This is a genomic window from Rhizobium sp. 10N427 (genome assembly GCF_056394605.1).
The window spans coordinates 274,017-299,636 of sequence record NZ_JBFTID010000005.1 but is presented as its reverse complement, the minus strand read 5'-3'; the positions used below and the strand labels follow the sequence as shown (position 1 = coordinate 299,636).

At 62.6% G+C, this 25,620-nt stretch carries 26 protein-coding genes; 15 read left to right on the top strand and 11 right to left on the bottom strand.

Annotation, left to right across the window (positions count from 1 at the left end; genetic code table 11):
• The first annotated feature begins 35 nt into the window (after positions 1 to 35).
• Positions 36 to 815 carry a 4-hydroxy-tetrahydrodipicolinate reductase gene (gene dapB / locus AC1DIJ_RS13530; protein ID WP_112389784.1) on the top strand — a complete coding sequence of 260 codons (780 nt, stop codon included), beginning with the start codon at positions 36 to 38 and terminating at the stop codon, positions 813 to 815.
• A 67-nt stretch (positions 816 to 882) separates the two neighbouring features.
• On the opposite strand, the gene AC1DIJ_RS13525 is transcribed toward dapB, so the two are convergent.
• Positions 883 to 1,278, bottom strand: coding sequence for a hypothetical protein (locus AC1DIJ_RS13525; RefSeq protein WP_112389783.1), 396 nt, complete (start codon positions 1,276 to 1,278; stop codon positions 883 to 885).
• A 224-nt stretch (positions 1,279 to 1,502) separates the two neighbouring features.
• Between AC1DIJ_RS13525 and AC1DIJ_RS13520 the strand changes: the two genes are divergently transcribed.
• Positions 1,503 to 3,059, top strand: a complete 1,557-nt coding sequence (locus AC1DIJ_RS13520) for a helicase HerA-like C-terminal domain-containing protein (RefSeq protein WP_112389782.1) — start codon at positions 1,503 to 1,505, stop codon at positions 3,057 to 3,059.
• A gap of 349 nt (positions 3,060 to 3,408) precedes the next feature.
• Here the strand turns inward: AC1DIJ_RS13520 and AC1DIJ_RS13515 are convergent, their stop codons facing one another.
• Positions 3,409 to 3,708, bottom strand: coding sequence for an alkylphosphonate utilization protein (locus AC1DIJ_RS13515; RefSeq protein ID WP_112389781.1), 300 nt, complete (start codon positions 3,706 to 3,708; stop codon positions 3,409 to 3,411).
• A 395-nt stretch (positions 3,709 to 4,103) separates the two neighbouring features.
• Between AC1DIJ_RS13515 and AC1DIJ_RS13510 the strand changes: the two genes are divergently transcribed.
• Positions 4,104 to 5,630 carry an ABC-F family ATP-binding cassette domain-containing protein gene (locus AC1DIJ_RS13510; protein WP_112389779.1) on the top strand — a complete coding sequence of 509 codons (1,527 nt, stop codon included), beginning with the start codon at positions 4,104 to 4,106 and terminating at the stop codon, positions 5,628 to 5,630.
• A gap of 28 nt (positions 5,631 to 5,658) precedes the next feature.
• On the opposite strand, the gene AC1DIJ_RS13505 is transcribed toward AC1DIJ_RS13510, so the two are convergent.
• Complete coding sequence (locus AC1DIJ_RS13505) at positions 5,659 to 6,624, bottom strand: helix-turn-helix domain-containing protein (RefSeq protein WP_112389778.1); 966 nt, start codon at positions 6,622 to 6,624, stop codon at positions 5,659 to 5,661.
• 103 nt (positions 6,625 to 6,727) lie between these two features.
• Between AC1DIJ_RS13505 and AC1DIJ_RS13500 the strand changes: the two genes are divergently transcribed.
• The 3 genes from AC1DIJ_RS13500 (at position 6,728) to AC1DIJ_RS13490 (ending at position 8,694) form a co-directional block, all read left to right on the top strand.
• Positions 6,728 to 7,021, top strand: coding sequence for a hypothetical protein (locus tag AC1DIJ_RS13500; RefSeq protein WP_112389777.1), 294 nt, complete (start codon positions 6,728 to 6,730; stop codon positions 7,019 to 7,021).
• An 18-nt stretch (positions 7,022 to 7,039) separates the two neighbouring features.
• A complete protein-coding gene (locus AC1DIJ_RS13495; protein WP_112389776.1) occupies positions 7,040 to 7,906 on the top strand; it encodes an NmrA family NAD(P)-binding protein in 867 nt (288 codons plus the stop codon).
• Between the two features lie 65 nt (positions 7,907 to 7,971).
• A complete protein-coding gene (locus AC1DIJ_RS13490; protein WP_112389775.1) occupies positions 7,972 to 8,694 on the top strand; it encodes a hypothetical protein in 723 nt (240 codons plus the stop codon).
• A gap of 76 nt (positions 8,695 to 8,770) precedes the next feature.
• Here AC1DIJ_RS13490 and AC1DIJ_RS13485 read toward each other — a convergent pair whose 3' ends face one another.
• The gene (locus AC1DIJ_RS13485) at positions 8,771 to 10,576 is read right to left on the bottom strand and encodes a chloride channel protein (protein ID WP_112389774.1); all 1,806 of its coding nucleotides are present in this window, start codon (positions 10,574 to 10,576) and stop codon (positions 8,771 to 8,773) included.
• Between the two features lie 86 nt (positions 10,577 to 10,662).
• Between AC1DIJ_RS13485 and AC1DIJ_RS13480 the strand changes: the two genes are divergently transcribed.
• Together AC1DIJ_RS13480 and AC1DIJ_RS13475 are read left to right on the top strand one after the other, a co-directional pair.
• Complete coding sequence (locus AC1DIJ_RS13480; RefSeq protein WP_112446101.1) at positions 10,663 to 11,103, top strand: helix-turn-helix domain-containing protein; 441 nt, start codon at positions 10,663 to 10,665, stop codon at positions 11,101 to 11,103.
• 36 nt (positions 11,104 to 11,139) lie between these two features.
• Positions 11,140 to 11,595, top strand: a complete 456-nt coding sequence (locus AC1DIJ_RS13475) for a MarR family transcriptional regulator (RefSeq protein ID WP_112389772.1) — start codon at positions 11,140 to 11,142, stop codon at positions 11,593 to 11,595.
• A 13-nt stretch (positions 11,596 to 11,608) separates the two neighbouring features.
• On the opposite strand, the gene AC1DIJ_RS13470 is transcribed toward AC1DIJ_RS13475, so the two are convergent.
• Entirely contained in the window at positions 11,609 to 12,517 is a 909-nt protein-coding gene (locus AC1DIJ_RS13470; protein WP_112389771.1) for a LysR family transcriptional regulator, read from the bottom strand.
• Between the two features lie 112 nt (positions 12,518 to 12,629).
• Between AC1DIJ_RS13470 and AC1DIJ_RS13465 the strand changes: the two genes are divergently transcribed.
• The 4 genes from AC1DIJ_RS13465 to AC1DIJ_RS13450 all read left to right on the top strand — a co-directional run bounded on the left by AC1DIJ_RS13465 (position 12,630) and on the right by AC1DIJ_RS13450 (position 15,549).
• Positions 12,630 to 13,427 (top strand): type 1 glutamine amidotransferase domain-containing protein, encoded by a 798-nt coding sequence (locus tag AC1DIJ_RS13465; RefSeq protein ID WP_112389770.1) that lies wholly within the window; start codon positions 12,630 to 12,632, stop codon positions 13,425 to 13,427.
• Between the two features lie 17 nt (positions 13,428 to 13,444).
• On the top strand, positions 13,445 to 13,741 hold the full coding sequence (locus tag AC1DIJ_RS13460; RefSeq protein WP_112389769.1) for a putative quinol monooxygenase: 297 nt from the start codon (positions 13,445 to 13,447) through the stop codon (positions 13,739 to 13,741).
• Positions 13,742 to 13,767: 26 nt separating this feature from the next.
• Positions 13,768 to 14,775, top strand: a complete 1,008-nt coding sequence (locus AC1DIJ_RS13455; RefSeq protein ID WP_112389768.1) for an aldo/keto reductase — start codon at positions 13,768 to 13,770, stop codon at positions 14,773 to 14,775.
• Positions 14,776 to 14,895: 120 nt separating this feature from the next.
• Complete coding sequence (locus tag AC1DIJ_RS13450) at positions 14,896 to 15,549, top strand: hypothetical protein (protein ID WP_112389767.1); 654 nt, start codon at positions 14,896 to 14,898, stop codon at positions 15,547 to 15,549.
• 26 nt (positions 15,550 to 15,575) lie between these two features.
• Here the strand turns inward: AC1DIJ_RS13450 and AC1DIJ_RS13445 are convergent, their stop codons facing one another.
• Positions 15,576 to 16,802 carry a type 1 periplasmic-binding domain-containing protein gene (locus tag AC1DIJ_RS13445; protein ID WP_477831424.1) on the bottom strand — a complete coding sequence of 409 codons (1,227 nt, stop codon included), beginning with the start codon at positions 16,800 to 16,802 and terminating at the stop codon, positions 15,576 to 15,578.
• A 208-nt stretch (positions 16,803 to 17,010) separates the two neighbouring features.
• Entirely contained in the window at positions 17,011 to 17,133 is a 123-nt protein-coding gene (locus AC1DIJ_RS13440; protein WP_477831423.1) for a hypothetical protein, read from the bottom strand.
• Positions 17,134 to 17,164: 31 nt separating this feature from the next.
• Between AC1DIJ_RS13440 and AC1DIJ_RS13435 the strand changes: the two genes are divergently transcribed.
• Positions 17,165 to 17,998, top strand: coding sequence for a transglutaminase-like cysteine peptidase (locus AC1DIJ_RS13435; protein WP_477831422.1), 834 nt, complete (start codon positions 17,165 to 17,167; stop codon positions 17,996 to 17,998).
• 277 nt (positions 17,999 to 18,275) lie between these two features.
• Positions 18,276 to 19,022 (top strand): phosphoglycerate mutase family protein, encoded by a 747-nt coding sequence (locus AC1DIJ_RS13430; protein WP_112386507.1) that lies wholly within the window; start codon positions 18,276 to 18,278, stop codon positions 19,020 to 19,022.
• A 6-nt stretch (positions 19,023 to 19,028) separates the two neighbouring features.
• Here AC1DIJ_RS13430 and AC1DIJ_RS13425 read toward each other — a convergent pair whose 3' ends face one another.
• The 4 genes from AC1DIJ_RS13425 to AC1DIJ_RS13410 are packed head-to-tail and all read right to left on the bottom strand — an operon-like array spanning position 19,029 to position 24,523.
• Positions 19,029 to 19,688: a ribbon-helix-helix domain-containing protein gene (locus AC1DIJ_RS13425; protein WP_112386347.1), complete on the bottom strand. Its 660-nt coding sequence runs from the start codon at positions 19,686 to 19,688 to the stop codon at positions 19,029 to 19,031.
• A gap of 2 nt (positions 19,689 to 19,690) precedes the next feature.
• A complete protein-coding gene (locus tag AC1DIJ_RS13420) occupies positions 19,691 to 20,983 on the bottom strand; it encodes an HlyD family type I secretion periplasmic adaptor subunit (RefSeq protein WP_477831421.1) in 1,293 nt (430 codons plus the stop codon).
• Positions 20,984 to 20,985: 2 nt separating this feature from the next.
• Complete coding sequence (locus AC1DIJ_RS13415; RefSeq protein WP_112386349.1) at positions 20,986 to 23,142, bottom strand: type I secretion system permease/ATPase; 2,157 nt, start codon at positions 23,140 to 23,142, stop codon at positions 20,986 to 20,988.
• A gap of 19 nt (positions 23,143 to 23,161) precedes the next feature.
• Complete coding sequence (locus tag AC1DIJ_RS13410; RefSeq protein ID WP_112386508.1) at positions 23,162 to 24,523, bottom strand: TolC family outer membrane protein; 1,362 nt, start codon at positions 24,521 to 24,523, stop codon at positions 23,162 to 23,164.
• 487 nt (positions 24,524 to 25,010) lie between these two features.
• Between AC1DIJ_RS13410 and AC1DIJ_RS13405 the strand changes: the two genes are divergently transcribed.
• Positions 25,011 to 25,598 (top strand): GGDEF domain-containing protein, encoded by a 588-nt coding sequence (locus tag AC1DIJ_RS13405; RefSeq protein WP_477831420.1) that lies wholly within the window; start codon positions 25,011 to 25,013, stop codon positions 25,596 to 25,598.
• Positions 25,599 to 25,620 lie beyond the last annotated feature (22 nt).

Here is a 25,620-nt window from a genome sequence, read left to right as displayed (position 1 = left end):
CCGACCTGCCGCAAATCCCATGAAATGGAGACGCCTTGACCTCACCTCTCAAAATTGCCGTCGGCGGCGCGCAGGGCCGGATGGGCCAGGCGATCGTTTCGGCGCTCTCCGGTGATCCAGCATTCCTGCATGCCGGCAGTTTCGGGCGTCAGGGCAGCAGCGGCGACGGCCTGATCGACCGGTCGGCGGCGATCGAAGCGGCCGATGTGATCGTGGATTTCTCGACGGCACCTGCTGCCGCCGAACTGGCTGAACTCTGTGCCGCAAGAAACGGGCCGGCCCTGGTGATCGGGGCGACGGGGTTCGAGCCGGAGGAGCTTGCCCGGATCCGCAAGGCGGCAGACCGGATTGCGATCGTCCGCTCGGGCAATTTCTCGATCGGCCTCAACATGCTTCTCGGCCTCGTCGCCCAGGCGGCGGCTGCCCTGCCGGCCGAAGCCTGGGACATCGAGATTCTGGAAGCCCATCACCGGCGGAAGATCGACGCGCCATCCGGCACGGCGCTGATGCTGGGGGACGCCGCTGCAGAGGGCCGTGGCGTGCCGCTGGCATCGGTCGAGCGCCGCGGCCTGGACGGCATCACCGGCGAGCGTCCGGTTGGCGAGATCGGCTTTTCGGTCGTCAGGGGTGGCGGGATCGTCGGGGAACACAGCGTTCTCTTTGCCGCCGCCGAGGAAGTGGTGACGATCTCGCATTCCGCACTTGATCGCGGCATGTTTGCGCGCGGCGCATTGGCTGCGGCCCGCTTCGCCGCCGGCCGGGCGCCGGGCGAATATGACATGCAGGACGTGCTCGGATTGCCGCGGCGATCCTGAGGCTGCGGCACAAACAAAAAGCCCCGCGCCAGGGCGCGAGGCTTCGATTTCCAAAATGACCTTCGTCTCAGACGAACTGGCTGAGGCCCGGAACGGAAGCGACGACCTGATCGACGACTTCCTCGCCGGCATATTGCTTCGCGATGCCGATCGTTTCCTTGGCGAGCGCGGTGATTTCGCCCATGCCGAGGCCTTCGCTCATCAGCTGCTGTCCGAGGCCCATGATGCCGCCACCGCCGCCGAGCGCGCTCATCAGCCCGCCGAGCAGACCGCCGCCGCTGGCGCCTTCGCCGTTGAACTGGGCCACGAGATCGGAACCGCCGGGGATCGCTTCGATCATCTTGGCAACCGGGCCGTCATCGGCCTCGCGCTGCAGGAAACCGAGCATCATGCCGAGCGCCTTTTCGGCGAGGTCGGGCGAGATGCCCACGCGGTCAGCGATCTGGGTCACAACTTCATTCATCGTCAGGCCTCCTTTTATTTGACGTTAACGTCAACGTTAATCGACTTTCTCCGGCAACTCAAGCGGCCTTTCGCAAGGCGGCACTTTGTCCAGAATTGCTTTTAATGCAAACAGTTGCCGGTATCACACTCCCTGCTTATAACAGGTACACTATAGGAGAATGAATGCGGCTGATCTTCGCATTCCAGCTCTAGCGGCGGCCTTGGCCCAAGGGAGAATTCGCAATGCTCGAAGACGGCAAGATTTTCATCGGCGCCAGCCGCAATCCTGACGATAGCATCAACAAGCCGGAATATCTCGACCTGAAATTCGGCAACCGCCACGGCCTCGTCACCGGCGCCACCGGCACCGGCAAGACGGTGACGCTGCAGGTGCTGGCCGAAGGCTTCTCGAAGGCCGGCGTTCCCGTTTTCTGCGGCGACATCAAGGGCGACCTTTCGGGCATCGCCGCCAGTGGCGAAGCGAAGGATTTTCTCACCAAGCGCGCCGAGCAGATCGGCTTTACCGATTACGAATATGATCTCTTCCCGGTGATCTTCTGGGATCTCTTCGGCGAGAAGGGCCACCGCGTCCGCACCACGATCGCCGAGATGGGGCCGCTGTTGCTGGCACGGCTGATGGATGCCTCCGAGCCGCAGGAGGGCGTCATCAACATCGCCTTCAAAATCGCCGACAAGGCCGGGCTGCCGCTGCTCGACCTCAAGGATTTCTCGGCGCTGCTGAACTACATGGCCGAGAATGCCAGCGAGCTGTCCAACCAGTTCGGGCTGATTTCCAAGACCTCCGTCGGCTCGATCCAGCGCGCCATGCTGGTTCTGGAGCAGCAGGGCGCGGAACATTTCTTCGGCGAACCGGCGCTGAAGATTTCCGACATCATGCGCACCGACAATCGCGGCTACGGCCAGATTTCGGTGCTCGCCGCCGACAAGCTGATGATGAACCCCAGGCTTTACGCCACCTTCCTGCTCTGGCTGCTCTCCGAGCTCTTCGAGGAGCTCCCTGAAGTCGGCGACCCCGACAAGCCGAAGCTGGTGTTCTTCTTCGACGAGGCGCATCTGCTCTTCAACGACGCACCGAAGGTGCTGACCGAGCGTGTCGAGCAGGTGGTCCGCCTGATCCGCTCCAAGGGCGTCGGCGTCTATTTCGTGACGCAGAACCCGCTCGACGTGCCGGAAACGGTTCTGGCCCAGCTCGGCAACCGCGTACAGCATGCGCTGCGCGCCTATTCGCCGCGCGAGCAGAAGGCGGTGAAGACGGCGGCTGACACCTTCCGTCCGAACCCGGCCTTCGACTGCGCCACCGTGATCACCACGCTCGGCACCGGCGAGGCGCTGGTCTCGACGCTGGAGGCCAAGGGCGCGCCGTCGATCGTCGAACGCACGCTGATCCGCCCGCCATCCGGCCGCGTCGGCCCGCTGACCGATGCCGAGCGCCAGCAGGTGATGGATCACAGCCCGGTTCTCGGTGTCTATGACGAGGACCTCGACCGCGAATCCGCCTTCGAAATCCTCGCCGCCCGCGCCAAGAAGGCAGCCGAATCCGAGGCTGCCAAGCAGGCGCAGGAGGCACAGCCGACCGAGGCCGGCACCACCTCCGGCTGGAGCCTGCCGGGCTTCGGCGGCGGCGATGACGACAACAAGCAGAGCGGCCAGGGTCGCGGCCGTTCGGGATACCAGCGCGAGACGGTGGTGGAAGCGGCGATGAAGAGCGTGGCGCGGACGGTTGCGACGCAGGTCGGCCGGGCGCTGGTGCGGGGGATCTTGGGGAGTTTGAAGCGCTAACGCTTCGGCATTGGCGGGTGGGGTTTACCCCCCTCTGCTCCTCGCTTACAAGGTCGAGGTCGGGGCGGTCGGTGCCCACACCCTCCTCATTCCTGTGCTTGTCACAGGAATCCAGTGCGCCCCAGTCCTGGGGCGCGGGAGACTTCTTCAAAAGGCAAACGAGTCATTCACCGCGCGGACGCGCGGTGGCTGGATTCCTGTGACAAGCACAGGAATGAGGGAACGCGTGTGGAGGTCGCACCGCTTAGTTTTCGAAGCCCGAGCAGCGGCTCCCAGCCAATCTTCCTCCTTGAGGGGGAGATGTCCGGCAGGACAGAGGGGGGCGCCCACGCACTCCGCCGATAGCCCCTCACCGCTTCCGCACAAACTCCGTTCGCAGCACCAACCCCTTGATCGCATCGTGCTTGCAATCGATCTCTTCTGGATTGTCCGTCAGCCGGATCGAGCGGATTACCGTCCCCTGCTTCAACGTCTGCCCGGCGCCCTTGACCTTCAGATCCTTGATCAGCGTGACGCTGTCGCCGTCCTGCAGCAGGTTACCGGCTGCATCACGGACTTCACTGGCCTTGGCGGCAGCAGCGGCCATCTCGGATGCCGGGCGCCATTCGCCTGAAGCTTCGTCATAAACATAGTCGTCATCGGCAGCCATCGGCGCGTCTCCTCAAAGGAATTTCAATATGAGACCGGCGCTTATAGCAGCCGGCCGGCCGCGGCAAGACCGGGACCGCAGCGTGCGGTTGCGCCGCGGCCCGCGTGATGCTATCCAATCGACACTCGTTCAAAGAGAAAGGAGGGTCACGTGCAGAATTTCTATTTCCGGTATTACCGGCAGCGTGGCCCCGTCAACGCCCTGCAAATGCGTTTGCAGGGCTGACCAGAGACCGTTTCTCGCGACACCTCTTCCTGGTCTGCCCTTCGTGGCCCGCAGCATCTGTCCCATGGGATTCGTGCTGCCGATATTCCTATCCGCCGCTACAGTGCGTTCATCGATGATGGCCGATGCCCTCGATGACTGCGCCATGCGGCAAAGACCAGAGACCGACCATGACACTGATCAATATACGCAATCTCGGCATCGTGCTGTCGCAGCCGCTATTTTCGAAGCTGAACCTCGTCGTCAATGCCGGCGACCGCATCGGCCTGGTGGCCGCCAACGGGCGCGGGAAATCGACGCTGTTCCGCTGCATCGCCGGCGCCCTGGAGGCGACTGAAGGCGAGATCACCAAGGCGCGCGGGCTGACCGTCGGCTATGTCGAGCAGAACGTGCCACCCGCCCTCTTCGGCCACAGCTTCTACCACGCAGTGCTCGATGCTCTATCGCCCGAACAGGCAGAGACCGAAAGCTGGCGTGTCGATGTGGTGCTTGAATCGCTCGACGTGCCGGAGGAATTCCGGCAGCGGCCACTCAATGCGCTCAGCGGCGGCTGGCAGCGGCTGGCGATGCTGGCGCGCGTCTGGGTGACGGAACCCGACGTGCTGATGCTCGACGAGCCGACCAACCATCTCGATCTCGGCAAGATCGCGCTGATGGAAAACTGGCTGAACGCCCTGCCCCGCGACGTGCCCGTCATTCTGGCGAGCCACGACCGCGCCTTTCTCGATGCCGTCGCCAACCGCACGCTGTTTCTGCGGCCGGAGAATTCGCAGCTCTTCTCGCTTCCCTATTCGCAGGCGCGCGCAGCACTCGACGAGGCGGATGCCGCCGATGCGAAGCGCTACGAGCGCGACATGAAGACGGCCGAGCGGCTGCGCAAGCAGGCGGCCAAACTCAACAATATCGGCATCAACTCCGGCAGCGATCTGCTGGTCGTCAAGACCAAGCAATTGAAGCAGCGGGCCGACAAGCTGGAGGACGCGGCAAAGCCTGCGCATCTGGAACGCTCTGCCGGCGCCATCAAGCTCGGCAATCGCGGCACCCACGCCAAGGTGCTCGTTACCCTAGATGATGCCGAGGTGCGCACACCGGATGGCACGATGCTGTTCAGGACCGGCAAGCAGTTCATCTGCCAGGGCGACAGGATCGTGCTGCTTGGCGAAAACGGGGCCGGAAAATCACGGTTCATCGCCATGCTGCGCAAGGCGATCGGTGCTCCCGAAGCCACATTCGACGGCATCAAGGCAACGCCCTCGCTGGTCCTCGGCTATGCCGATCAGGCGCTCGCCGATCTCAAAGATGCCGATACACCGATGGAGACGATCATCCGCCGCTTCGATATCGGCGATCAGCGGGCCCGCTCGCTGCTCGCCGGTGCCGGGATGACGATCGACATGCAGGCAAAGCCGGTCGGCCGCCTTTCCGGCGGCCAGAAGGCGCGGCTCGGCATGCTGGTGCTGAGGCTGACCGAGCCGAACTTCTACCTCTTGGACGAGCCGACCAACCATCTGGATATCGACGGTCAGGAAGCGCTGGAGACAGAGCTGATGGCGCATCAGGCAAGCTGCCTGCTGGTCTCCCACGACCGCAGCTTCGTGCGCGCCACCGGCAACCGCTTCTGGCAGATCGAGCGGAAGCGGCTGGTCGAGGTGGAGAGCCCCGAAGGATTCTTTGCCGCGGCCGCGGAAGGCAGATGACGCATTTGCGCAGAGAAGCGGCCTCAGATCATCGCAAATCTGCTCTGAGGTCGCGGACGCCGCGGCCGAGACGCTGGCGCAGCAGCGCTCGCAGGGTCGCGCCATCGACATAGCCGACCTCGGCAGCGATGGCGTCGATATCGAGACCACTGCCGTGTAGCAGCGATTGGGCGCGCTCGACGCGCAGATCTTGAAAATAGTCGAGCGGTGACTTTCCGAGCACGGCTTGGCAGCGGCGCTGCAGCGAGCGCGCACTGGTCGCCAGGGCTGCTGCGGCCTCTTGTAGCGAAAAGCCGCCTTTTAGATGATCGCGTGCCCAGCGCTCGAAACGCAGGATCAGCGGGTCGGCCTGCGCCAGGTGATTGGGAATGATATAGGGCGCCTGCGAGGAGCGGATATCGGCCATCAGATAGCGCGAGACGACATTGGCGAGCTCGGGGCTGGCCTTTCGGATCAGCCACAGCGACAGATCGAGATGGCCCATCGCCGCTCCGGCGGTCACGCCGATATCGGTCGGCACGAGCATTCGGCTCTCGTCGAGGCGGACATTCGGGTAGCGCTGCCGGAATAGCGGTGCGAGCCACCAGGTCGTCGTCGCTTCCCTGTTGTCGAGAAGCCCAGCTTCAGCCAGATAGAAGGTTCCGATGCAGGAAGCGGCCAGCTGCGCGCCTTCCTGATGCCACCGTAGAAGCTGCTTCTTGGCGAGCACCATGTCGGCGCGGCCAAGTGCCGGTATCAGCTGCTCGGGCGTTCCTGTGGCCAGAGCCGGAATGATCACCCAGTCGGGCTTGAGCTCCGGCTTGATAGCCTGGACAGGAATAGTGAGCCCGAGGCCGGAGCGAACCTTCCTGCGCACGCCGACAACGGTGACCTCGAAAAGCGGCGCGCCACCCATCATCTGCGCGGCGAATTTGTTGGCGAGCTTCAAGGCATCGAGCGTCACCGTCAGGCCGGTATCGAAAACATCGTCGAGCGCGAGAACGGAAATCCGCATGGCGTAAATGACCTCAAAGTTGGCATTTACGACGATACCATCCTGCCTGCTTGGGAGCTAGACCTCCCATCGCCGCATGTGGCGGCCATCAAGGAGATCAGCCATGAAAATACTCGCGATCGGATCGATCACGACGGCTCCGACACCGGAGCAACAGCAGCAGATCATGCCCAAAGAGGTCCCCGACACCCTGAAGCTTTATCTCGAGGGCAAGATCGAGCAGTTCTGGTTCCGCCAGGATCGTCCCGGCGTAATCTTTCTCATGAATGTCGACACCGCGGACCAGGCAAAGGCCGCGGTCGATGCGCTTCCACTGACCGAAGGTGGCTTCATGACCTTCGAACTGATCCCGGTCGGGCCGCTGGCACCGCTCGGTCTGCTGATCCAGGGCAAGTAAGTGCAGGAGACGCCGTCCATGAACTCCACCATCCTCATCGGCGGCGCCACTGGCGCCACCGGCAGCGTTGCGGCGAAACTACTGCTGCAGCAGGGCTTTGCCGTGCGAGCTCTGGTTCACAAGAACGACGCCCGGTCGGCTGACCTAGCTGCACGCGGCGCCGAAATCGTCGCCGGCGACCTGCTGGATTTCCGCGCGGTGCAGCGTGCTTTCCGCGGTATCAAGCGGGCCTATTTCGTCTATCCGATGCGGCCCGGCCTGGTGCAGGCAACCACGCATTTCGCCCAGGCAGCGCTGGAGGCGGACGCAGAATTCATCGTCAACATGTCCCAGAAGACCGCCCGCCCGGATGCCGAGAGTGAATCGGCTCTGCAGCATTGGCTGGCCGAACAGGTGTTGGACCGGGCGGGCACAGCTGTCGCGCATCTGCATCCGACTGCCTTCAACGAGTGGTTGTTCTACATGCGCAATATGATCCGCCAAGGCCGCTATGCGGTCGCCTTCGGCACGACAGGGCGCTTTGCACCGATCTCGGCCGAGGATCAGGGTGCCGTCATCGCCGCCATCCTCGCCAATCCCGTTGGTCATCAGGGGCAGACCTACGAACTCTTTGGGCCCGACGAACTGACGCCGCCGGAGATTGCCGGGATCATCAGCCGGGGACTCGGCAAAGAGGTGCGCTACGAGAAGATCAGCGGCGAGCAGTGGGTCCGCGAGGTTACCGGCCAGGATATTCCGTTCCTAACCCAGCACGTCCAGGCGATTGCGGGAATGCATGAGCGCGGGCTGATGGCCGGGACGAACAACGTCGTCGAGACGATCAGCGGCCGCCGACCGCAGAGTGTTGCCGAATTCGTCGAGAAGCACCTGCCGGTCTGGCAGTAAGCGTCCGCCCATAAAAGGCGGCCTGCCGCGGGCAGGCTGCTGTTTCAACAAACTGAGGACATGACATGCTCGACCTTATACGATCGTCCATCGACGCCCATGGCGGGCTGGAACGGTGGAACGATATCAGCCAGATCTCCGCAGACCTTGTTCCGGGCGGACTTGCGCTACAGCAGAGAGGACAGGCGGCATTTGCGAAGTCGCCAACGCGGGTGACGATCGAGACGCAGCGGCAGCACGCGGTGTTCTCGCCATTCCTTTCGCCTGATCAGACCGGCATCTTCGAGCCCCACCGCACGGCTGTCGCGAGCACCGCAGGTCAGCTGCTGGAAGAGCTCCACGATCCCCGCGGTTCTTTCGAGCCCGATCACCCGTGGTCTGCGGCACAGCTTGCCTACTTCGCCGGATATGCGCTGTGGACCTACCTGACCCTGCCTTTCTCCCTGCTCAGCGGCGACATCCGCCTCGAGGAGATTTCGCCTTGGAACGAGGGCGACGAAACCTGGCGAGCGGTCAAGGTCACGTTCCCGCAATCCTACGTCACGCACTCTTCGGAACAGGTGCTCTATTTCGATGCCAACGGCCTGATCCGCAGGCATGACTATTCGGTGGATATTGCCGGAGGTGGCACGGCCGCCCACTACCTCTATGATCACCAGCCGTTCGGCGGGATCATCTTCCCGACGCGGCGGCGGATCTACGCGCGGGGAGCCGACCAGAAGCCAAACAAGCACATCGTACTGATGGCGGCCGATCTCAGCGGGTTCGCGCTGTCAACCGCCAGCTGACGGTCTCGCAGTCTGCAGACGCCCTCAGGAATACAGCGCAGCCGCCGCGTATCGATGCCACGGCTGCGCAAGAATGCTATGGCAGCGCTTTCGCTCCCGGCCCAAAATACGGTTGCCGTTCCGTTTCGCTTGCCCGGAGCGAATGGCGCAGGCGCAGCAGATCCTTGCGGGCGATGAGGCCGACGAGCTGGCCGCTCTCGGGGTCGACGATCGGGATGCGTCCGGCATCGGTTGCCAGCATCAGATCGGCAACATAGCCGGCCGTGTCATCGGGGTGAGCGAGCGGCACGGAACCGTCGGAGACCAGATCGGCGAGCGGCTGGCTGCTCTCAACGTGTTCCTGCTGCCAGCGCAGAGCGTCACCGCGCGACATCAGACCCTTGAGGATGCCGAGGTCATCGACGACAGGATAGACGCGGTGCGTCTTCGGCTGCGTGGTGAAGAGGTCGATCGCCTCTCCCGCGGTCATATCAGCCCTCAGGCTATCGACCCTGGAGATCATGATGTCGCGGGCGCGGGCGAATTCGAAGGGGTCGATGCCATATTCGCGGGTGATATGCTGGCCGCGGCGGGCGATCTTTTCGGTGAGGATCGAGCGGCGCAGCAGGAGAACGGTGACAGCATAGGCCGCCACGGTTGCCGCCAGCAGCGGCAGCAACGCCTGGACATCGCCGGTCAGTTCGACGGCGAAGAAGGTGCCGGTCAGCGGCGCGCGCATCGTGCCGCCCATCATCGCCGCCATGCCGAGCAGCGCCCAGAAGCCGGGATCGCCGGGCAGGACAAGCCCGACAAGCCAACCGAGCGCGCCGCCGAAAATCAACAGCGGCGCCAGCACGCCGCCCGATGTACCCGATGAGAGCGCCACGAGCCAGATAGCCGCCTTGACCAGCAGGATGGTGAGCACGGCCTGCGGCAGCAGGCTGCTGTTCAGCAGACCGTCGATGATGTCGTAACCGACGCCGAGGACGCGCGGTTCGATCATGCCACCGAGGCCGATGATCAGCCCGCCGAGTGCCGGGCACCACATCCAATGGATGGGCAGCGCTTCGAAGAGGTCCTCGATCTTGTAAAGCAGCGTCGTCAGGATGCCGGACTGCAGGCCGGAGAGAATGCCCATGCCGGCGCAGAGCAGGATGCCCCACCAGGGGAGATCCATGTGGAACTGTTTCGGAAAGAGCGGCCCTGCCTCGAACAGGAACGGGCGCCAGCAGATCGACACGCAGGCGGCGACGGCAACCGGAATGAAGCTGCGCGGCTTCCATTCGAACAGCAGCAGTTCGACGGCGAGCATGATGGCGGCGATCGGCGAACCGAAGATCGCGGTCATCCCCGCCGCGGCACCGGCCACCAGCAGCGTCTTGCGCTCGGCCGAACTCAGGTGAAAGCATTGGGCAAACAGCGAACCGATCGCCCCGCCGGTCATGATGATCGGGCCTTCGGCGCCAAATGGGCCGCCGGTTCCGATCGAGATCGCCGAGGAAATCGGCTTCAGGATCGCCACTCTCGGCGACATCCGGCTGCCGCCGATCAGGATCGCCTCGATCGCCTCAGGGATACCGTGGCCACGGATCTTTTCCGATCCGAAACGGGCCATCAGCCCGATGACGAGACCACCGAGAACCGGGATAACGACCATCCAGATCGAGCGCGGCGCCGTTGCCAATGAAACGGCATGGATGCTGAAGCGGCCGAACCAGACGAGGTTGGTGACCAGCGAAATGAGGCTGACCAGCACCCAGGCAGCAAGGGCGCCGCCGGTGCCGACGATCAACGCCATGCCGATCAGGGCGATGACGCGCTTGTCGGTGGTGAAGTCTCCGGCCTCGCGCCGGGAAAGGCCGCCCATGAAATCATGCGGCCGGTGGGTGTTTTGTGAGGACATAGGGGTTCCTGTTGACAGGCTGGCAATGAAGCGCGAAATATATCGTATTACGATATAAATCAAGTCATGCTTTGAGGAGCAGGCCGATGCCCAAAGAAAGCCTTTCGGAGATCGAATATGAGGCGCTTGCCAACCTGAGATACCGGATCCGCAAATTCCGCCAGTTCAGCGCCGATGCAGCCAGCCGGCTCGGCCTTGCGCCGCCGGAACATCAGGCGCTTCTCGCCATCAAGGGGCTGGGGATCGATGGCGAAATGAGCGTTTCCAACCTGGCGGATGCACTGTTTCTGGCGCCTGCCGCAGCCAGGGAGCTGACCGAAGGATTGAGAGACCGCGGCTTTCTGACGATCGCCACCAAGCCGAAGCGCCGCACCGTTGTTCGATTGACAGATCAGGCGGAAGAGCTATTGCGTCGGCTGACGCCTGCCCATCTTTATGAGATCCGGGAAATGGCGCCGGAGCTGATGCAGGCGCTGCGGGCGCTGCAGGATCACCGGCGAATGGAGATGGCGGCATGGATGCAATGATCTTGCCGGTGGCAAGCGAATGACGGCAGGGGATTGATGGCCAGGAAGCCGATAGACGATCTGACGGATGCCGATTACGAGGCACTGTCCAACCTGCGCTATACGCTGCGCCAGTTCATGGATTTCAGCGCCTCGGCCGCCCACGAGGAAGGTTTGCCGGCACAGCAGCATCAGGCGCTGCTGGCGATCAAGGGCCATCGCGGCGAGGAAGCGATGTCGGTCGGCCTGCTTGCCGAGCGGCTGCTGATCGCCCCGCATTCGGCAACTGAACTGGTCGGCCGGCTGGTCGCCGCCGGTTATGTGTCGCGCAACGCCGACCCGAACGACAAGCGCCGCCAGACCTTGGCGCTGACCGCAAAGGCGGAATCGGCGCTGAAGCGGCTGACCGCCATCCATCTGAGCGAAATCCGTGAGCTCGCCCCACGGCTGATCGCCATCCTGCACAGCTTGCAGGACGGCGTGGCGCTGCAGGACGATCCCTGGTCGGATTAAGGGCCCGGGCGCTTCAAGCGTCTTCGCCAATCTCCTTCGCCACTTCCGCTATCAGCGAACGCAGCCAGCGGTGGGCGGGGTCGTGGCGGTAGCGGACGTGCCAGGCGATCTCGACGGGGAAGGTGCCGAGATCGGCGGGAGCGGGCAGGATTTTCAGGCGGGGGTCGCGGGCGAGCCGCCGGCAGATCTGGCTGGGCAGCGTGGTGCAATAGTCGGTCGCCGCGATCATCTCGGGCACGGCAAGAAAATGGGTGACGGAGACGGCCACCTCGCGGCGCAGGCCGCGCTGTTCCAGCGCCTGGAAAAGGCCGGCGCGCAGACGCCCCGGCGGCAGGACGTTGACGTGTTTCAGCCGCTCGTATTGTTCTTTCGAGATACTGTCGCCGATATCGGGATGGCCGGCGCGGACGACGCAGGCGAGGCCATCGTCCATCAGGTGCTGCACGACGATATTGTCGGGCGGATCGGTGATGCGGCCGATCACCATCTCGGTCGATCCTGATACCGCGCCGGTTTCGGCGAGATCGCTGCCGAAGGGGATGAGGCGGAGCTTGATGCCGTCGGCGCGCGCTCGCAGGCGGGCGACGACCTCCGGCATCAGCACGAATTCGGCATAGCTGTTTGGCGCAAGCGTGAAGAGCCTTGAGGCTTCTGCCGGATCGAACTGTTGCTGGCCGAGGATCAGCTCGTCGAACTGCGCCAGCGCGGTGCGAACCACCGGCGCCATCTCTTCGGCGAGCTGCGTCGGGCGCATGCCGTAGCGCTCGCGGATGAACAGTGGATCGCGCAGCGTGTCGCGCAGGCGGTTCAGCGCATTGGACAGCGCCGGCTGGGTGATGCCCAGCCGTTCGGCGGCGCGGGTGACGTTGCGCTCATCCATGAGCGCCAGGAACACCGGCATCAGATTCAGGTCATATCGCATTCAGTTATAATGCCATGTGAATATCTGGAATAGAACAAATAAATTTCCGAAATACGTCATCAGAGAGCATCATCCAGTCATCGAAACGAGGCCAGAGGCCAAGGAGATGACAATGAGCAAGGGTAAAGTTCTCGTCGTGGGTTCGAACGCAACGCGCATCGAAACCAAGGGCGGCCGCAGCGGCGCCACCGGCCAGTATCTGAATGAGACCGTGATTCCGGTGATGGCGGTGATTGCTGCCGGTTACGATGTCGTGCTCGCCACCCCTAACGGCACCAAGCCGCATATCGACGAGGTCTCCGACAAGGTGGATCACTTCGGCGGCGACGAGGCGGCATACCGCAAGGCAAAGGCCTTCTATGCCGCGGATCCGTCGATGAACGAGGTGAAGACCTTGGCAGCGGTTATCGCCGAGGGTCTGGACGGCTATGCCGGCGTCTTCGTGCCCGGCGGCCAGGCGCCTGGGGTCGATCTGATGCAGGATGCCGATCTCGGCGAAATCCTGCGCCACTTCCACGAGAAGGCCAAGCCGACCGCCTTGCTCTGCCATGGTCCGATCGCTGTCGCCTCGGCCATGCCGAATGCCCGCGAATTCCGCGCGGCGCTAATTGCCGGCGCGCCTGAAAAGGCGGCAGAATGGGCCAAGGGCTGGCAATATGCCGGGTACAACATGACCGTCTTCTCCAATAGCGAAGAAAAGGTTGTCGAGGACTACATTTTGCACGCCAAGCTCTATTTCAACGTGGTCGATGCGCTGCAGATTGCCGGGGGCAACGTGACGACCGGTGACATCGATTTCGAACCGAATGTCGTCGTCGATCGCGAACTGATCACCGGCCAGAACCCACGTTCGGATCATCCGCTTGCCGCCAAGCTGGTCGAGGCGCTGAACCGCGCAACGGCCGCCTGAAACGAAGGACGATAGCCATGCCGCATTCCGTGAAGATCATGGCAATCCTCGCCGCCCGGCCTGGCAAGGCAGGCGAACTCGAAGCGCTTCTGTCCGGCATGGCACCCACCTGCCGGGCGGAGCCGGGCAACCTGCGCTGGGATATCTGGCGCGATCAGGCAGATGCCACGCGTTTTGTGCTCGATGAACTCTATCAGGACAATGAAGCGGTGGCCGCCCACCGCCAGACCCCGCATTTCAAGGCCTATCTCGCGAAGATCAACGATCTCGCCGAACGCACCGCGCTCGTTCTCGACGCGGCCGATATCGGCTGACACCAAACACTGTAGAGGACAGATCAATGGCACTCAAGAACATCCTGCGGAGCAAGCTCGGCTTCGGCGCCGCCCCGCTCGGCAACATGTTTCGCGATATTCCGGAAGCCGAAGCGCTTTCGACCGTCGAAGCCGCCTGGAATGACGGTATCCGCTATTTCGACAATGCGCCCTTTTACGGCGCTGGTCTTGCGGAGATCCGCATGGGCGAGGCGCTGGCGGCCAAACCGCGCGATCAATATGTGATCAGCACCAAGGTCGGCCGGGTGATCCTCGACGAGATCGAGGATGTCAGCGCCCGCGATCTCGGCGAGAAGGGAGACGTGTTCAAATACGGGCGGCCGAACAAGATCGTCAACGACTACTCGGAAGATGCAACGTTGCGCTCGATCGAGGACAGCCTGAAGCGGCTGAAGACAGACCGCATCGATATCGCCTTCGTGCATGACGTCGCTCAGGATTTTTATGGCGACGAGTGGCTCGACGTCTTCGAGACCGCCCGCAAGGGCGCCTTCAGGGCGCTTGACCGGCTGCGCGACGAGGGCGTGATCAAGGCCTGGGGCCTCGGCGTCAACCGTGTCGAGCCGATCGAATTGCTGCTGGGTCTGGATACACCGCGGCCCGATGGCTTTCTGCTGGCCGGGCGCTACACGCTGCTCGACCATGACCGGGCGCTGCAGCGGGTGATGCCTCTGGTCGCCGAGCGCGGTCTCGGCATCGTCGCCGGTGGCCCCTACAGCTCGGGCGCACTGGTCGGCGGGCCGAATTTCGAATATGCGCCGGCAACGCCCGTAATCCTCGACAAGGTGGCGCGGATCAAGGCGCTGGCTGACCGCCACGGCATCAGCATAAAGGCTGCGGGCCTGCAGTTCTCGCTGGCACATCCGGCCGTCGCCGCCGTGATCCCCGGCGCCAGCAAGCCCGAACGCATCGCCGAGGACGGGGCGGCATTGAACGAGACGATCCCGGCGGAGTTCTGGCGTGATCTGCGCAAGGCGGGTCTGGTAAACCCCGAGGCGCCGCTGCCGCTCTAGGGAAGACGAGGCTCTCCCACACGATCTGCCCTCATCCTTAACTGTTGATGGGGGGCATATTTGATTGCGATAGTCATATTTATTTCATAAAACCCTCTCCCTTGAAGAGGTACAGATGAAATGACTACCGCCCTGCCCTTCCGGCTCGTGGCCTTCGCCTTTTTCCTCCTGGCATATCCGCTGTCTTTCGTTCTGCCGGCCTGGTGGAGTTGGGAAAACGCACCGCTCGAGCTCCTCGACAATCTCGTTCTCGCCATCGGCACCGTTCAGGCGATCGTACTGGCGAGCCGCAGCCAGGCGCCATGGAAATGGCTCTGGCTGGCGCTCGTACCGGTCTGGATCATCTGCCTGGGACGTGAAATCAGCTGGGGTGCGGTGTTCTATCCGCCATCCGGCATGTCAGAGGACGGGCCGGAATTTTCCGGCAAGCTGCTCTGGTTCAACCCGGCCGTAAAGCCGCTCGTCATCCTGCTGGTGCTGGTGACGCTGACGGTGACGGCACGTTTCAAGCTCTGGCGATTGCTGGATCCGGTGATGAAGGCGCGGCAGTTTCCGGCGCTCGAACTGGTGATGGCCGGCCTGTCGCTGATCCTGATGACGGCGGCCGAGCGCCATATGGGAATGTCGCTCGACGCCTTTGTCGGCGTGCCCGAAGTGTTTGAGGAAACCGTCGAGCTCGCAGGCTACATGTTCCTGCTCGCCGCCCAGCAGCGCATCCTGATGGCCGCGGCGGCGGCCTTTGACACGTCCGGCCTGGCACTCGCCAGGCATTGATTTATCGAGCCAGCGACCCGATGGCCTCAAAAGGCCTTCGGCGCCGCCACGAACAGGTTCGGCTTGCCGCCGGTGATGGTGAAGAGGCTGAGCTTGCGTTCGACGCCGCCTGAGACATTCAGGCGGAAGAGCCCGGTGATGCCGCGGAAGCCCGTCTTGCTGGTCAGGTTTTCGGCCGTCAGAGCCTTCGGATCCTTGGTGCGGATGATGCCCGAGGCGATTGCCACCGCATCATAGCCATAGGCCGCATTGGCCGTCAGTGGACGCCGATAATGGCGCTGGTAGCGCTCCGATATCATCGAGGCACCTTCCGGATCAACCATCGCGATCAGCGCACCTGATACAGCCGGGCTGGTATAGGCCTGCTGCGGCCAGCCGCTGGTGCCGACAAGTGTGATGTTGGTGAAGCCCGCAGCCTTGATCGCACCGGCAACCGTGGTGACGATAGTGGATTTGCCCAGCACGACGATGGTGTCGGCGCCCTGCATCTGCGCCTTGCTCCTGGTCACAGCATCGGCGGCCGAGGCATCCGAAAGCGCATAGCGGGCCGAACCAAGATAGGTACCGCCTGAAGCGCGCACGCCATCGGCGATGCGGGCTTCGCCGATCGCCGTCAGCTCCGTGGTGGCGAAAACGAAGACCTTCTTGTGGCCGCCGGAGACGGATGTGCGGGCGCCTTCGACGGCACTGTCCACCTCGTCGGAGGTGAAGTTGTAGACATTGCCCGACGTTGCCGGGACCGGCGCACCGAGATTGATCAGCGGCAGGCGCTCGGCCGAAGGGATAGCTGCGACGGCAGCGGTGGTCGCCTGCGGCGCGAAGCTGACGAGGAGGGCGGAATTGCGCGCCTTGGCGGCCGAAACGGCAGCGGCAACCGATGCCGGGCCGCCGGAGACGTCGACAACCTTGACGAAGACCTGCCCGTTGCCGACTTCGCCGACGCCGAGCGCTGCGCCATCGCGGATATCGCGCGCCTCGCCCTCGTAAAGGCCAGTGGAGCCCTTCGGCAGCAGCAGGGTGATCTCCGTGCCGGTTTCGCCGAAGCTTTCCTCGACGGTGCTGGAGGGCGCCTTGATATCGGTGTTCTTGACGCTGTTCGACAGACTGTCGCCATCCGCCTGGCAACCGGCCAGCAAGCCGCCGGCGATCAGCACAAGGGCGGGAACGACGCGGCTGATGGCAGCAGGCGTCTTCAAGACCCCGTTGCGTAAACCATGCAGGCGCGCGATCTTCGAATTCAAATGCGGCGTCACTGTTTCCCCCGAGGATGCGATGTCGCGGCCGTTTGCGGCCTTTTTAGAATGCGCTCATTTCTGCACCGTGCGGGCGCGAAAATCAAACCATTCCCCCAAACTTGGTTGACGTGAACGCTAAAGTTTTATGCGTCTTTGACCGGAATATTTATACTTGCGTTTTCCAAGCTTACACACGGCATATTTATAGCTCATCGGTACATTCCTCTCAAACAGAGAGAGAAAATCCGATGAAGCGCAACACAAAATCAAAAATACTTGCAGCTTTTACTTTCGCATCTTTCGCATCGTTTCTTGGCACCGCACCGTCGAACGCCACTGAAATACCCACAGCGCAGATTTCCCTGACGTCTCACGCGAGCGTGATCTCTGCCAATACTGCACTTTCTCTTGCGGAGACCGCAAGTATATCCGGCCTTTATAGTCTGGCGAAGACGGCGTTTGTAGGCGTTGCGGGCACCGTTCAACGCATTGATCTTGCCGCCATTGCACGGCCGCAACAGGTTGCCTCTCCGGAGATCACGGCATCGATCAGACCCGACAAGCCGGCAAAGCTTACCGCCTCCAACGAAGCGGTCTTCGGCTCGGTCACCATTCCCTTCAAGCGGCTGGCGGCACTGAAGCGCTTTGCGCCGTCGCTTGCCGAAATGCAGAGCGGCGCGGCCATCACCTGCGGCACCAAGGGCTGCACCAATGCAGCGCAGGTGATCAAGACGGCGCTTGGCCAGACCGCGCAGGCGTCGATCCGCGACAAGCTGAACACCGTCAACGCCGCCGTCAACCACGCCATCCGCTACCGCAAGGACATCGAGACCTATCAGGTGGCCGATTACTGGGCGACGCCATCCGAGACGCTGTCACGCCAGCAGGGCGACTGCGAAGATTTCGCGATCCTGAAAATGGCGGCGCTGAAGGCTGAGGGCGTCGACATGAAGGACATGTCGATCGTCGTTCTCTTCGACCAGAAGCGCCATTTCTACCACGCCGTTCTGTCGGTCGCGGTCAACGGCAACTTCTTTATCCTCGACAACATGCGAGACCAGGTTCTGACCGACAACCGTCTGCCCGACTACCAGCCGCTGTACTCGATCAACGCTGGCAAGGGCTATCTCCACGGCGTCAAGGCCGGCAACAAGCAGGTGGCATCCGCTATGCCGCTCGAAAAGGTCGCTCCAGGCGAAGGTGTCCCCTACTGAGCCTGGCGATTTCGAGCGGAGTACAAGAGCCGGCCGCGTGGGCCGGCTTTTTTTGATGCGGGCGATCTTCTTGAATGCAGCGCGCCCGGAGCCCCCTCACCCTACCCTCCCCCCCAGGGGAGAGGGGAAGTTGGCGTAGAGCTCAGGATATCCCTTCTCCCCTCGGGGAGAAGGTGCCCGAAGGGCGGATGAGGGGGCCGCAAACGCAAAGTTTCCTGATTGCACCCCGCCCCCACCCCCGTCATGATGCGCCGACACTCATTACATGCAGGCCGACATGCGCATCTTTCTCGTTCGACACGGCGAATCCCTTGGCAATATCAGCGAAGGCGCCTACCGGCAGTTCGGCGATCACAATGTTCCGCTGACGGAATGGGGCTACCGGCAGGCGCTGGCGGCCGGGCGCGGCATTGCGGCCTATCTGGCGGCGCTGCCGGATGCCGCCCCACGGGCCAGCATCTGGTATTCCCCCTATCTGCGCACGCGCCAGACGATGGATGCGGTCATCGAGGCTCTTCCAGAGGGCGCTGTCGGCGACGTGCATGAGGATTATCTGCTGCGCGAGCAGGATTTTGGGCTGTTTACCGAGATCTACGACCGCGCCGAGCAGCGGCGGAAATTTCCCGAAGAATTCGAGAAATGGGCGCGGCTGCGCAACAACAGCGGCAAGTTCTATGCGCGGCCTCCCGATGGAGAAAGCCGGGCCGATGTGGCGCAGCGGGTGCGGCTTTTCCTGCTGACCGTGATGCACGATATTGGCGGCGGCAACGACACGGCCATCATTGTAGGCCACGGCGTCACCAACCGCGCCTTCGAGATGAACTTCCTGCATCACAGCGTCGAGTGGTTCGAACGCTCCGACAATCCGGGGAATGCCGACGTGACGTTGATCGAGGGCACGCATGCGGAGGGTTACAGCGCGACGCTGCTGCACAAGGCCGACGACCGCAATCCGGCCGAAGCAACGGATATGCGCGGCGCCTATGGCTCGGCGCTGACGATCGCGCCGAAGACGGGCGGCTGAAATTTCTCAGTAGCGGGAGATATAGCCGACCAGCATCGGCTTTTCATGGGTCGGCGCAAGAGCCAGATTGATCTGGCCCTTCATCGTCTGCGAACCCGCAGCGATGGTGAAGCCGGTATTCAGGGTCTTGCCCTTGTTCATGGCGAGCGTCGCCATGGCTTCCTCGATCTGCGTATCGATCGAAAAGCGCAGGCTCTTCGTCAATTGCGCCGCATCGCCCATCGGCAGGCGGTGGCGCAGCATCGACAGGAAGGCGTCGTTGAACAGCTGGATCTTCTTCTCCAGCGTGAGAAGGATCGTCGGCGACGGCGAGGCCTGGATCAGCGCATTCAAATTGGCCATCGAGGACACATCCTCGACCGTATCAAGCCGCTTCAGCGCCCATTTGAAGCTGAGGACGCGGAGCAGCGAGGCGAGATTGCCGGTCTCCGGCATCTGGGCGGCCGTATGATGCACGAGATCGGCCGTCGTCATCTTGCCCGCCGACGACATGCGACCGAGACCATCCCAATAGATGCGTTCCAGACGGATCCCGCGGCGCTCTCCGCCCCGGCCGGCAACGGCGCGGAACTTCGGCTCGATCTCATCGGCGCCGATGACAGGCAGCGCATCGTCGAGCGGCTCGGCGCTCGTCAGATCGGTTGCGGCAGCCTTGCTGATCAGCATTCTCAGCGCTCCGTCAGCGCTTCCGAGCGCGCCTTGTTGATCGGCTTCAGGAGATAGCTAAGCACGGTCTTGTTGCCGGTCATGATTTCGACCGAGGCGACCATGCCGGGCATGATCGGATAGGACTTGCCGTTGCGCTCCAGCTCAGACTTGTCGGTCTTGACCTGCACCAGGTAGTAGGTGTCGCCCTTTTCCTTCTCGACGAGGCTGTCTGCCGAGATGTTCTCGACAACGCCTTCGAGGCCGCCGAAGATCGAGAAATCGTAGGCGGTGACCTTTACGACGGCAGGCTGGCCGCGGCGCACGAATGCGACGTCCCGCGGCGAGATCTTGGCTTCGATCAAAAGCGTATCGGCAGTCGGAACAACGCCGGCAATGACCCGGCCCGGATCGACATAGGCGCCGATCGTATTGACCTCGAGCGTGTTGACGATGCCATCGACGGGCGAGCGGATATCGGTGCGCTTGACGCGATCGGACGCGCCGCGGATGGTTTCATCGACGACCGAGAGTTCGGCGAGCGTCGTCGCCTTTTCGGTCAGCGCCTGCTGGCGCAGCTCCAGCGCCAGATCACCGACCTGCAGCTTGGCTTCCTGAACGGCGGCTTCGAGGCGATCGATGCTTTCCTGATAAACCTTGAGCTGGCCCTGCTGATCCGTCAGGTCGCGTTCGACCTTCAGCATCTCGGTCTGAGCGACGAGCTTCTTGTCGCTCAGCGGCTTGATCAGGTTGTACTGGCGCTGGGCGCCGTCGATATTGTCGGTCAGACGGGCGATATTGGCATGCGCCTCGTTCAGCTCGTTCTCGCGCTGCTTGACCCGCTCCTGGAGAACGCCGAGCTTGTTTTCGTAGCTGGCGCGATCGGCGGCGAACAGGCTTTCCTCGTTGTCGCAGACGGGCTTGGCAACGGTCAGGATTTCGTCCGGGCAGATGAACTTGGTGTCGTAAAGACCGGCTTCCTCAAGCTTCAGGCGGGCGACCTTGGCGCCAAGCGCACGCGCCTTGGCAACGGATTCGCCGAGCGTCGAAGTGGTCGTCGTATTGTCGAGCTGCACCAGAAGGTCGCCCTTGCGAACGATCTGGCCCAGGGTGACGGCGATCTGCTGGACGACGCCGGGTTCCGACGACTGGATGATTTGGGTCTTCGAGACCGGAATGACCTTGCCCTCGCCGCGGGCGATCTCATCGATGCTGGCAAAGGCTGCCCATGCCAGGAAGCTGGCGATCAAAAGGGCGCAGAGGGCCAGGATGGCGCGGGCGAAGAGCGGCGGATTGTCGATGTGCGTGCGGCTCATGTTCATGCTCCCGGCCGGCGCTGCTGCATGGCCTGGATGACGGCCTGCTTCGGGCCATCGGCGATGATCTTGCCCTTGTCGATGACGATCAGGCGGTCGACCAGCTCCAGCATGCTATGGCGATGCGTGGCGATCAGCAGCGTGGTTTCGGCACCGAAAGCGCTCGACAGCCGCGAAATCAGGTGACGTTCGGTGGCAAGGTCCATGGCGCCCGACGGCTCGTCGAGGAAGACGATCTTCGGCTTGGTAAGCAGCAGGCGGGCAATGGTCAGCGCCTGCTTCTGGCCGCTGGACAGATTGGTGCCGCGCTCTCCGACCGGCATGTCGAAACCGCGCGGATGATTGCCGACGAATTCATCGACGCCGGTGATGCGGGCGACTTCGAGCAGCTCTTCATCCGTCGCGTCGGCCCGGCCGATCAACAGGTTTTCCTTGACCGTGCCGGAGAACAGATCCGACGACTGGCCGGCAACCGCAACTGCCGAGCGGACTTCCGCCATGTGATACTGGCGGACATCGACGCCGTCGATCAGCACGCGGCCGGATGCAGGCGCAAACAGACCATCGAGCAGGCGCCCGAGCGTCGTCTTGCCGGAGCCGATGCGGCCGATGATGCCGATCTTCTCGCCCGGGCGGACATTGAAGGACAGGCCGTTGATAACAGGGTGATCCGAGCCCGGATACTGGAATGCGACATTCTGGAAGCTGAAGCTGCCCTGAGTGATCTGCCGGTTGACGAAACCAACGGTCGAGGGCCGGTCGTCCGGCTGTTCCATGATCTTGTCGAGGATGCGCAGCGACATGGTGGCCTGGCGGAAGCGGGCCAGCGTCATGGCGATCTGCCCGAGCGGGGCACCGGCGCGGCTCGCCAGCATCACGGTGGCGACAATGGCGCCCATGGCGATGCGGCCCTCGGAGAATTCATAGGTGCCGGCAATGACGATCAGGACGCTGACCATCTGCTGGATCAGCATCGTCAGGTTGATGGCATTGGTCGAGACGTGCTTGATCTCTTCGCTGGTGCGGCTCGAATATTTCGTCAGCTCCTGCCAGCGGCGCAGCATGGTGGCTTCGGCACGCAGGCTCTTCAGCGTCTCGATGGTCGAGATGGTTTCGACCAGCAGCGACTGGCGGCGCGATGCCTCGTTGGCGGCGGTTGCCATGCGCTTGCCGATCGCCGCCTGCGCCCAGAGGCCGATGACAACGGAGGCGACGAAGGCAACAGCCGGAATGACGACGAGCCAGCCGGAAATGAGGTAGATGACGAACAGGAAGATGAACACGAACAGGCTGTCGATCAGGACGCCGATGGTGTTCGAGGTGAAGAATTCGCGGACGAACTCATATTGCGTGACACGGTTGGCATATTCGCCAGTCGACATCGGCCGCGAGGCGAGCGTCGAGTTCAGCACCTTATCGAAGATCATCTGCGACAGACGCAGGTCGGCCTTACGGCCGGCATAATCGATCAGTGACGAACGCGCTGTCTTCAACAGGAAATCGAAGAGATAGGCGAGCGAAATGCCGGCCGAGAGAACCCAGAGCGTCGGGATCGCCTTGTTCGGCAGGACCCGGTCATAAACGTTCATCGTGAACAGCGGCGAGCCGAGCGCAATGAGATTGATGAACAGCGCTGCGACCATGACGCGGACATAGGTGCGCCAGTACGGCGCCAGCGTGCTCGACAGCCAATGGCGCTTCTCGATCTCGACGGCATTGCCGACGAGCGCCTCTTCCGAGGCGTTCTGATAATAGAGCGTGAAGGCAAAGGCGGCTTGCGGCTGGAGGCTCGCAAGCTCCTGGCGCGTCAGCCGGATCGGCTGGCCGGCGATGGGCACGACGTCGGTGATATAGGAGCCGTCTTCGGCGACTTCGAGCAGCGGCAGCACGCCGCCATCGGCAAAGGCGACGATCGCAGGACAATCGAAATTGCCCGAGCGGCAATCGCGCTCTTCATGCCTGATGACCTGCAGCCCGATCCGTTCGGCGATCTGCTCGATGTCGTCCAGCTCCAGCGACTCGGTGACTTCATCCGGAAGTCCGGAGAAGAGCACCGTATCGGAACTGGGACGGCCATAGAACGCAGCCACGGATTTAAAAGCGGCTTTGAATGTCTGCAGCGGGGTCCCGCTGGAAGTCTCGAGCGCTACGTTCAGCATTGTTCCATTGCCGTTTCGACTACTGCTGTCGAATTGGCGCCAGAAGATCCAGAGGCATGCCGGCCTTCTGCGTAGACTGCAGCTCGACATAACCCGGATTTGCGACGCCCGCGGGGACAACAAACTCTTCCCGCGCATAAGCCTTGGACTGCTCGACCGGCCGCAGCTTCATCGTCTGAAGCAGATTGCCGGAGGCAGCCAGGATCTTGTACTCGGCAAACAGCGAGGCAACGCGCGCCGTGTCTGCCAGAACTCTGGTGTTGAAATTGGTGTTCTGCGCGTCAAGCACGTCGAGCAGCGAACGCTGGCCGACACCGAACTGCTGACGGTAGGATGATACGAGCTGGGCGTTGGTCTGCGCCTGCTTGCCGAGGATGCCGGCAAGCGTGCCGCGGCTGACGCGCTCGTTCCAGGCGGAACGGACGGACTGCTCGACTTCGCGCTGCACCTGGGCCAGCGCATAACGCTGTTCACCGGCGCGGCGGATCTGCTCCTGCTCGCGGGCGGTATCGATGCCGCCGCGATAAAGGTTCCAGCGGGCAACGACGCGGACCTGATAGTCGTTGGTGTTGCCGTCGTCGCCGTCGATGTCATCGCCGACGCGGGCGGTGCCTTCGAGATCGACCTTCGGCAGGTAGTTGGCGCGGGCGCCACGCACGCTGGCGTCAGCCGCATCGATATCGGCATTGGCCGAGTAGATGCGCGGGCTGTTCTTGGCGGCGATGAAGACGGCGTCATTCAACGTCTTCGGCAGGAACTTGGCAACCGACGGCGGGGTTGAGGCATTGGTGATCGGCTCGCCGACGGCCTGGAGGAAGCGGATGCGGGTGGCTTCCAGCTCTTCCTTGGCTTCCTGCAGACGGGCTGCAGCAGCCTGCTGACGCTCGACGCCCTGAAGACGGTCGGCATCGGTCAGCGTGCCGCCCTTGATGCTCTGCTCGATATTGCCGAGGATCTGGCTGTGGAAGCCGACGTTGTCCTGCGCGGCCTTCACGATCTGACCCTGCAGGATGTATTCGAGATAATCCTGAGTGACTTCGAGGGCCAGCGCTTCGGAACGCTCGAGAACGCGGAAGGAAGCGCCATCGACGCGAGCAGCCTGCTGCTCGACCTGCGAACGGCGGGCACCGCCGTCGAACAATGTCTGAGTAACCGTCAAACCAACTTCGCCCGGCGACAAGTAATCGTGGTCGGAGGTCAGCGTCCCTGTGCTGGAATTGGACAGTCTGCGGCGGCCGGCACCGGCCTCCAGATCGACCGACGGCAAGTAAAGACCCCGCGCCTGGCGGAGCTCAAACTCCACGGCTTCGCGATCTTTTGCAGCCTGCAAGATTTGCGGGTTCGTCTTCATCGTCTTCTCGACGGCCTGCTGCAAGGTCATTGCATCGGCATTCATCGAAAACGCGAAGCTGAAAGCAACGGTGGCGGACAGAGCCGCAAAAATTCTTTTGCCTTTAAACAAGACTGATGCCCCTCAACATCTGAGATTCTCCGGGCGAAACCCATATACCGAAGATGTTCTTCAGCAAACAAGTATCACCAACATTTCCACACTCCAACTGCAGTGCAGGACAATCTTCCGAAGACAGTTAATTCACAGGGATCAGCTACTAAAGGAACAATTTTACAGGATTTTTTAATCCCGGATTCTCCCGCAGCTGATTAGCTCATTGTACGTTTTTCAACGGACATTGCGCACCATGAATTTCCGAAAGAGTTACTCCCAAGCAACAGTAAGAGCTCTATGGACGGCCACAACAGGTGCATTGGGATGCCTCGCCGGGTCCGTTGGTGCTTTACTTATCTTAAACCTTCTTCTGCCGGACCAACCATTTTTGGTAGGTTTAATCAGTACATGCTCAATTTCTTTGTTTGTTGCATTTCCGCTGCTTGCCGCAATCGGGATCAAAAATGGTGAAATCCGGAAGCTACACGAACGGATTAATTACACCGCCCGCCACGACGCCACGACGGGGGCTCTGAATGGCACTGCTTTTGCCGCATCCGTCGAGCATTACATCGACCGGCGCAAGCGAATCTCGACCGACACAGGCGGCATCATGATCGCCGCCGTCGTCGATCCGCTGGATGCCATCAGCCGCCGCTACGGGCCGCAATGGGCCGATACGGTGATGCAGTCGCTGGCGGCGATCATCCAGTCCTCGGTGCGCAGCGGCGACCTGGTGGCAAGGCTTGCGACCAACGAGCTCGGCATCTTCCTGCCGGGTGCCGCGCCCGAAAGCGCCCTCGATATCGCCAACCGCATCCGCGAACGGGTGGCGGCGGCCGCCTTCGCCGCCGACGAGAACCCGCTCTCGATCGACCTGAAACTCGGCGGCGCAATCTTCGACGGCCCGGCAGAATTCAACCGTATCCGGCAGATGGCGGGCGAGCTCGCCATGGAGGCCGGCGGCGAGGACGAGCCGATCGCGATCGGGAGATTGCCGGCTGCCTGAAAGCAGAAAAGGCGCTCTCGCG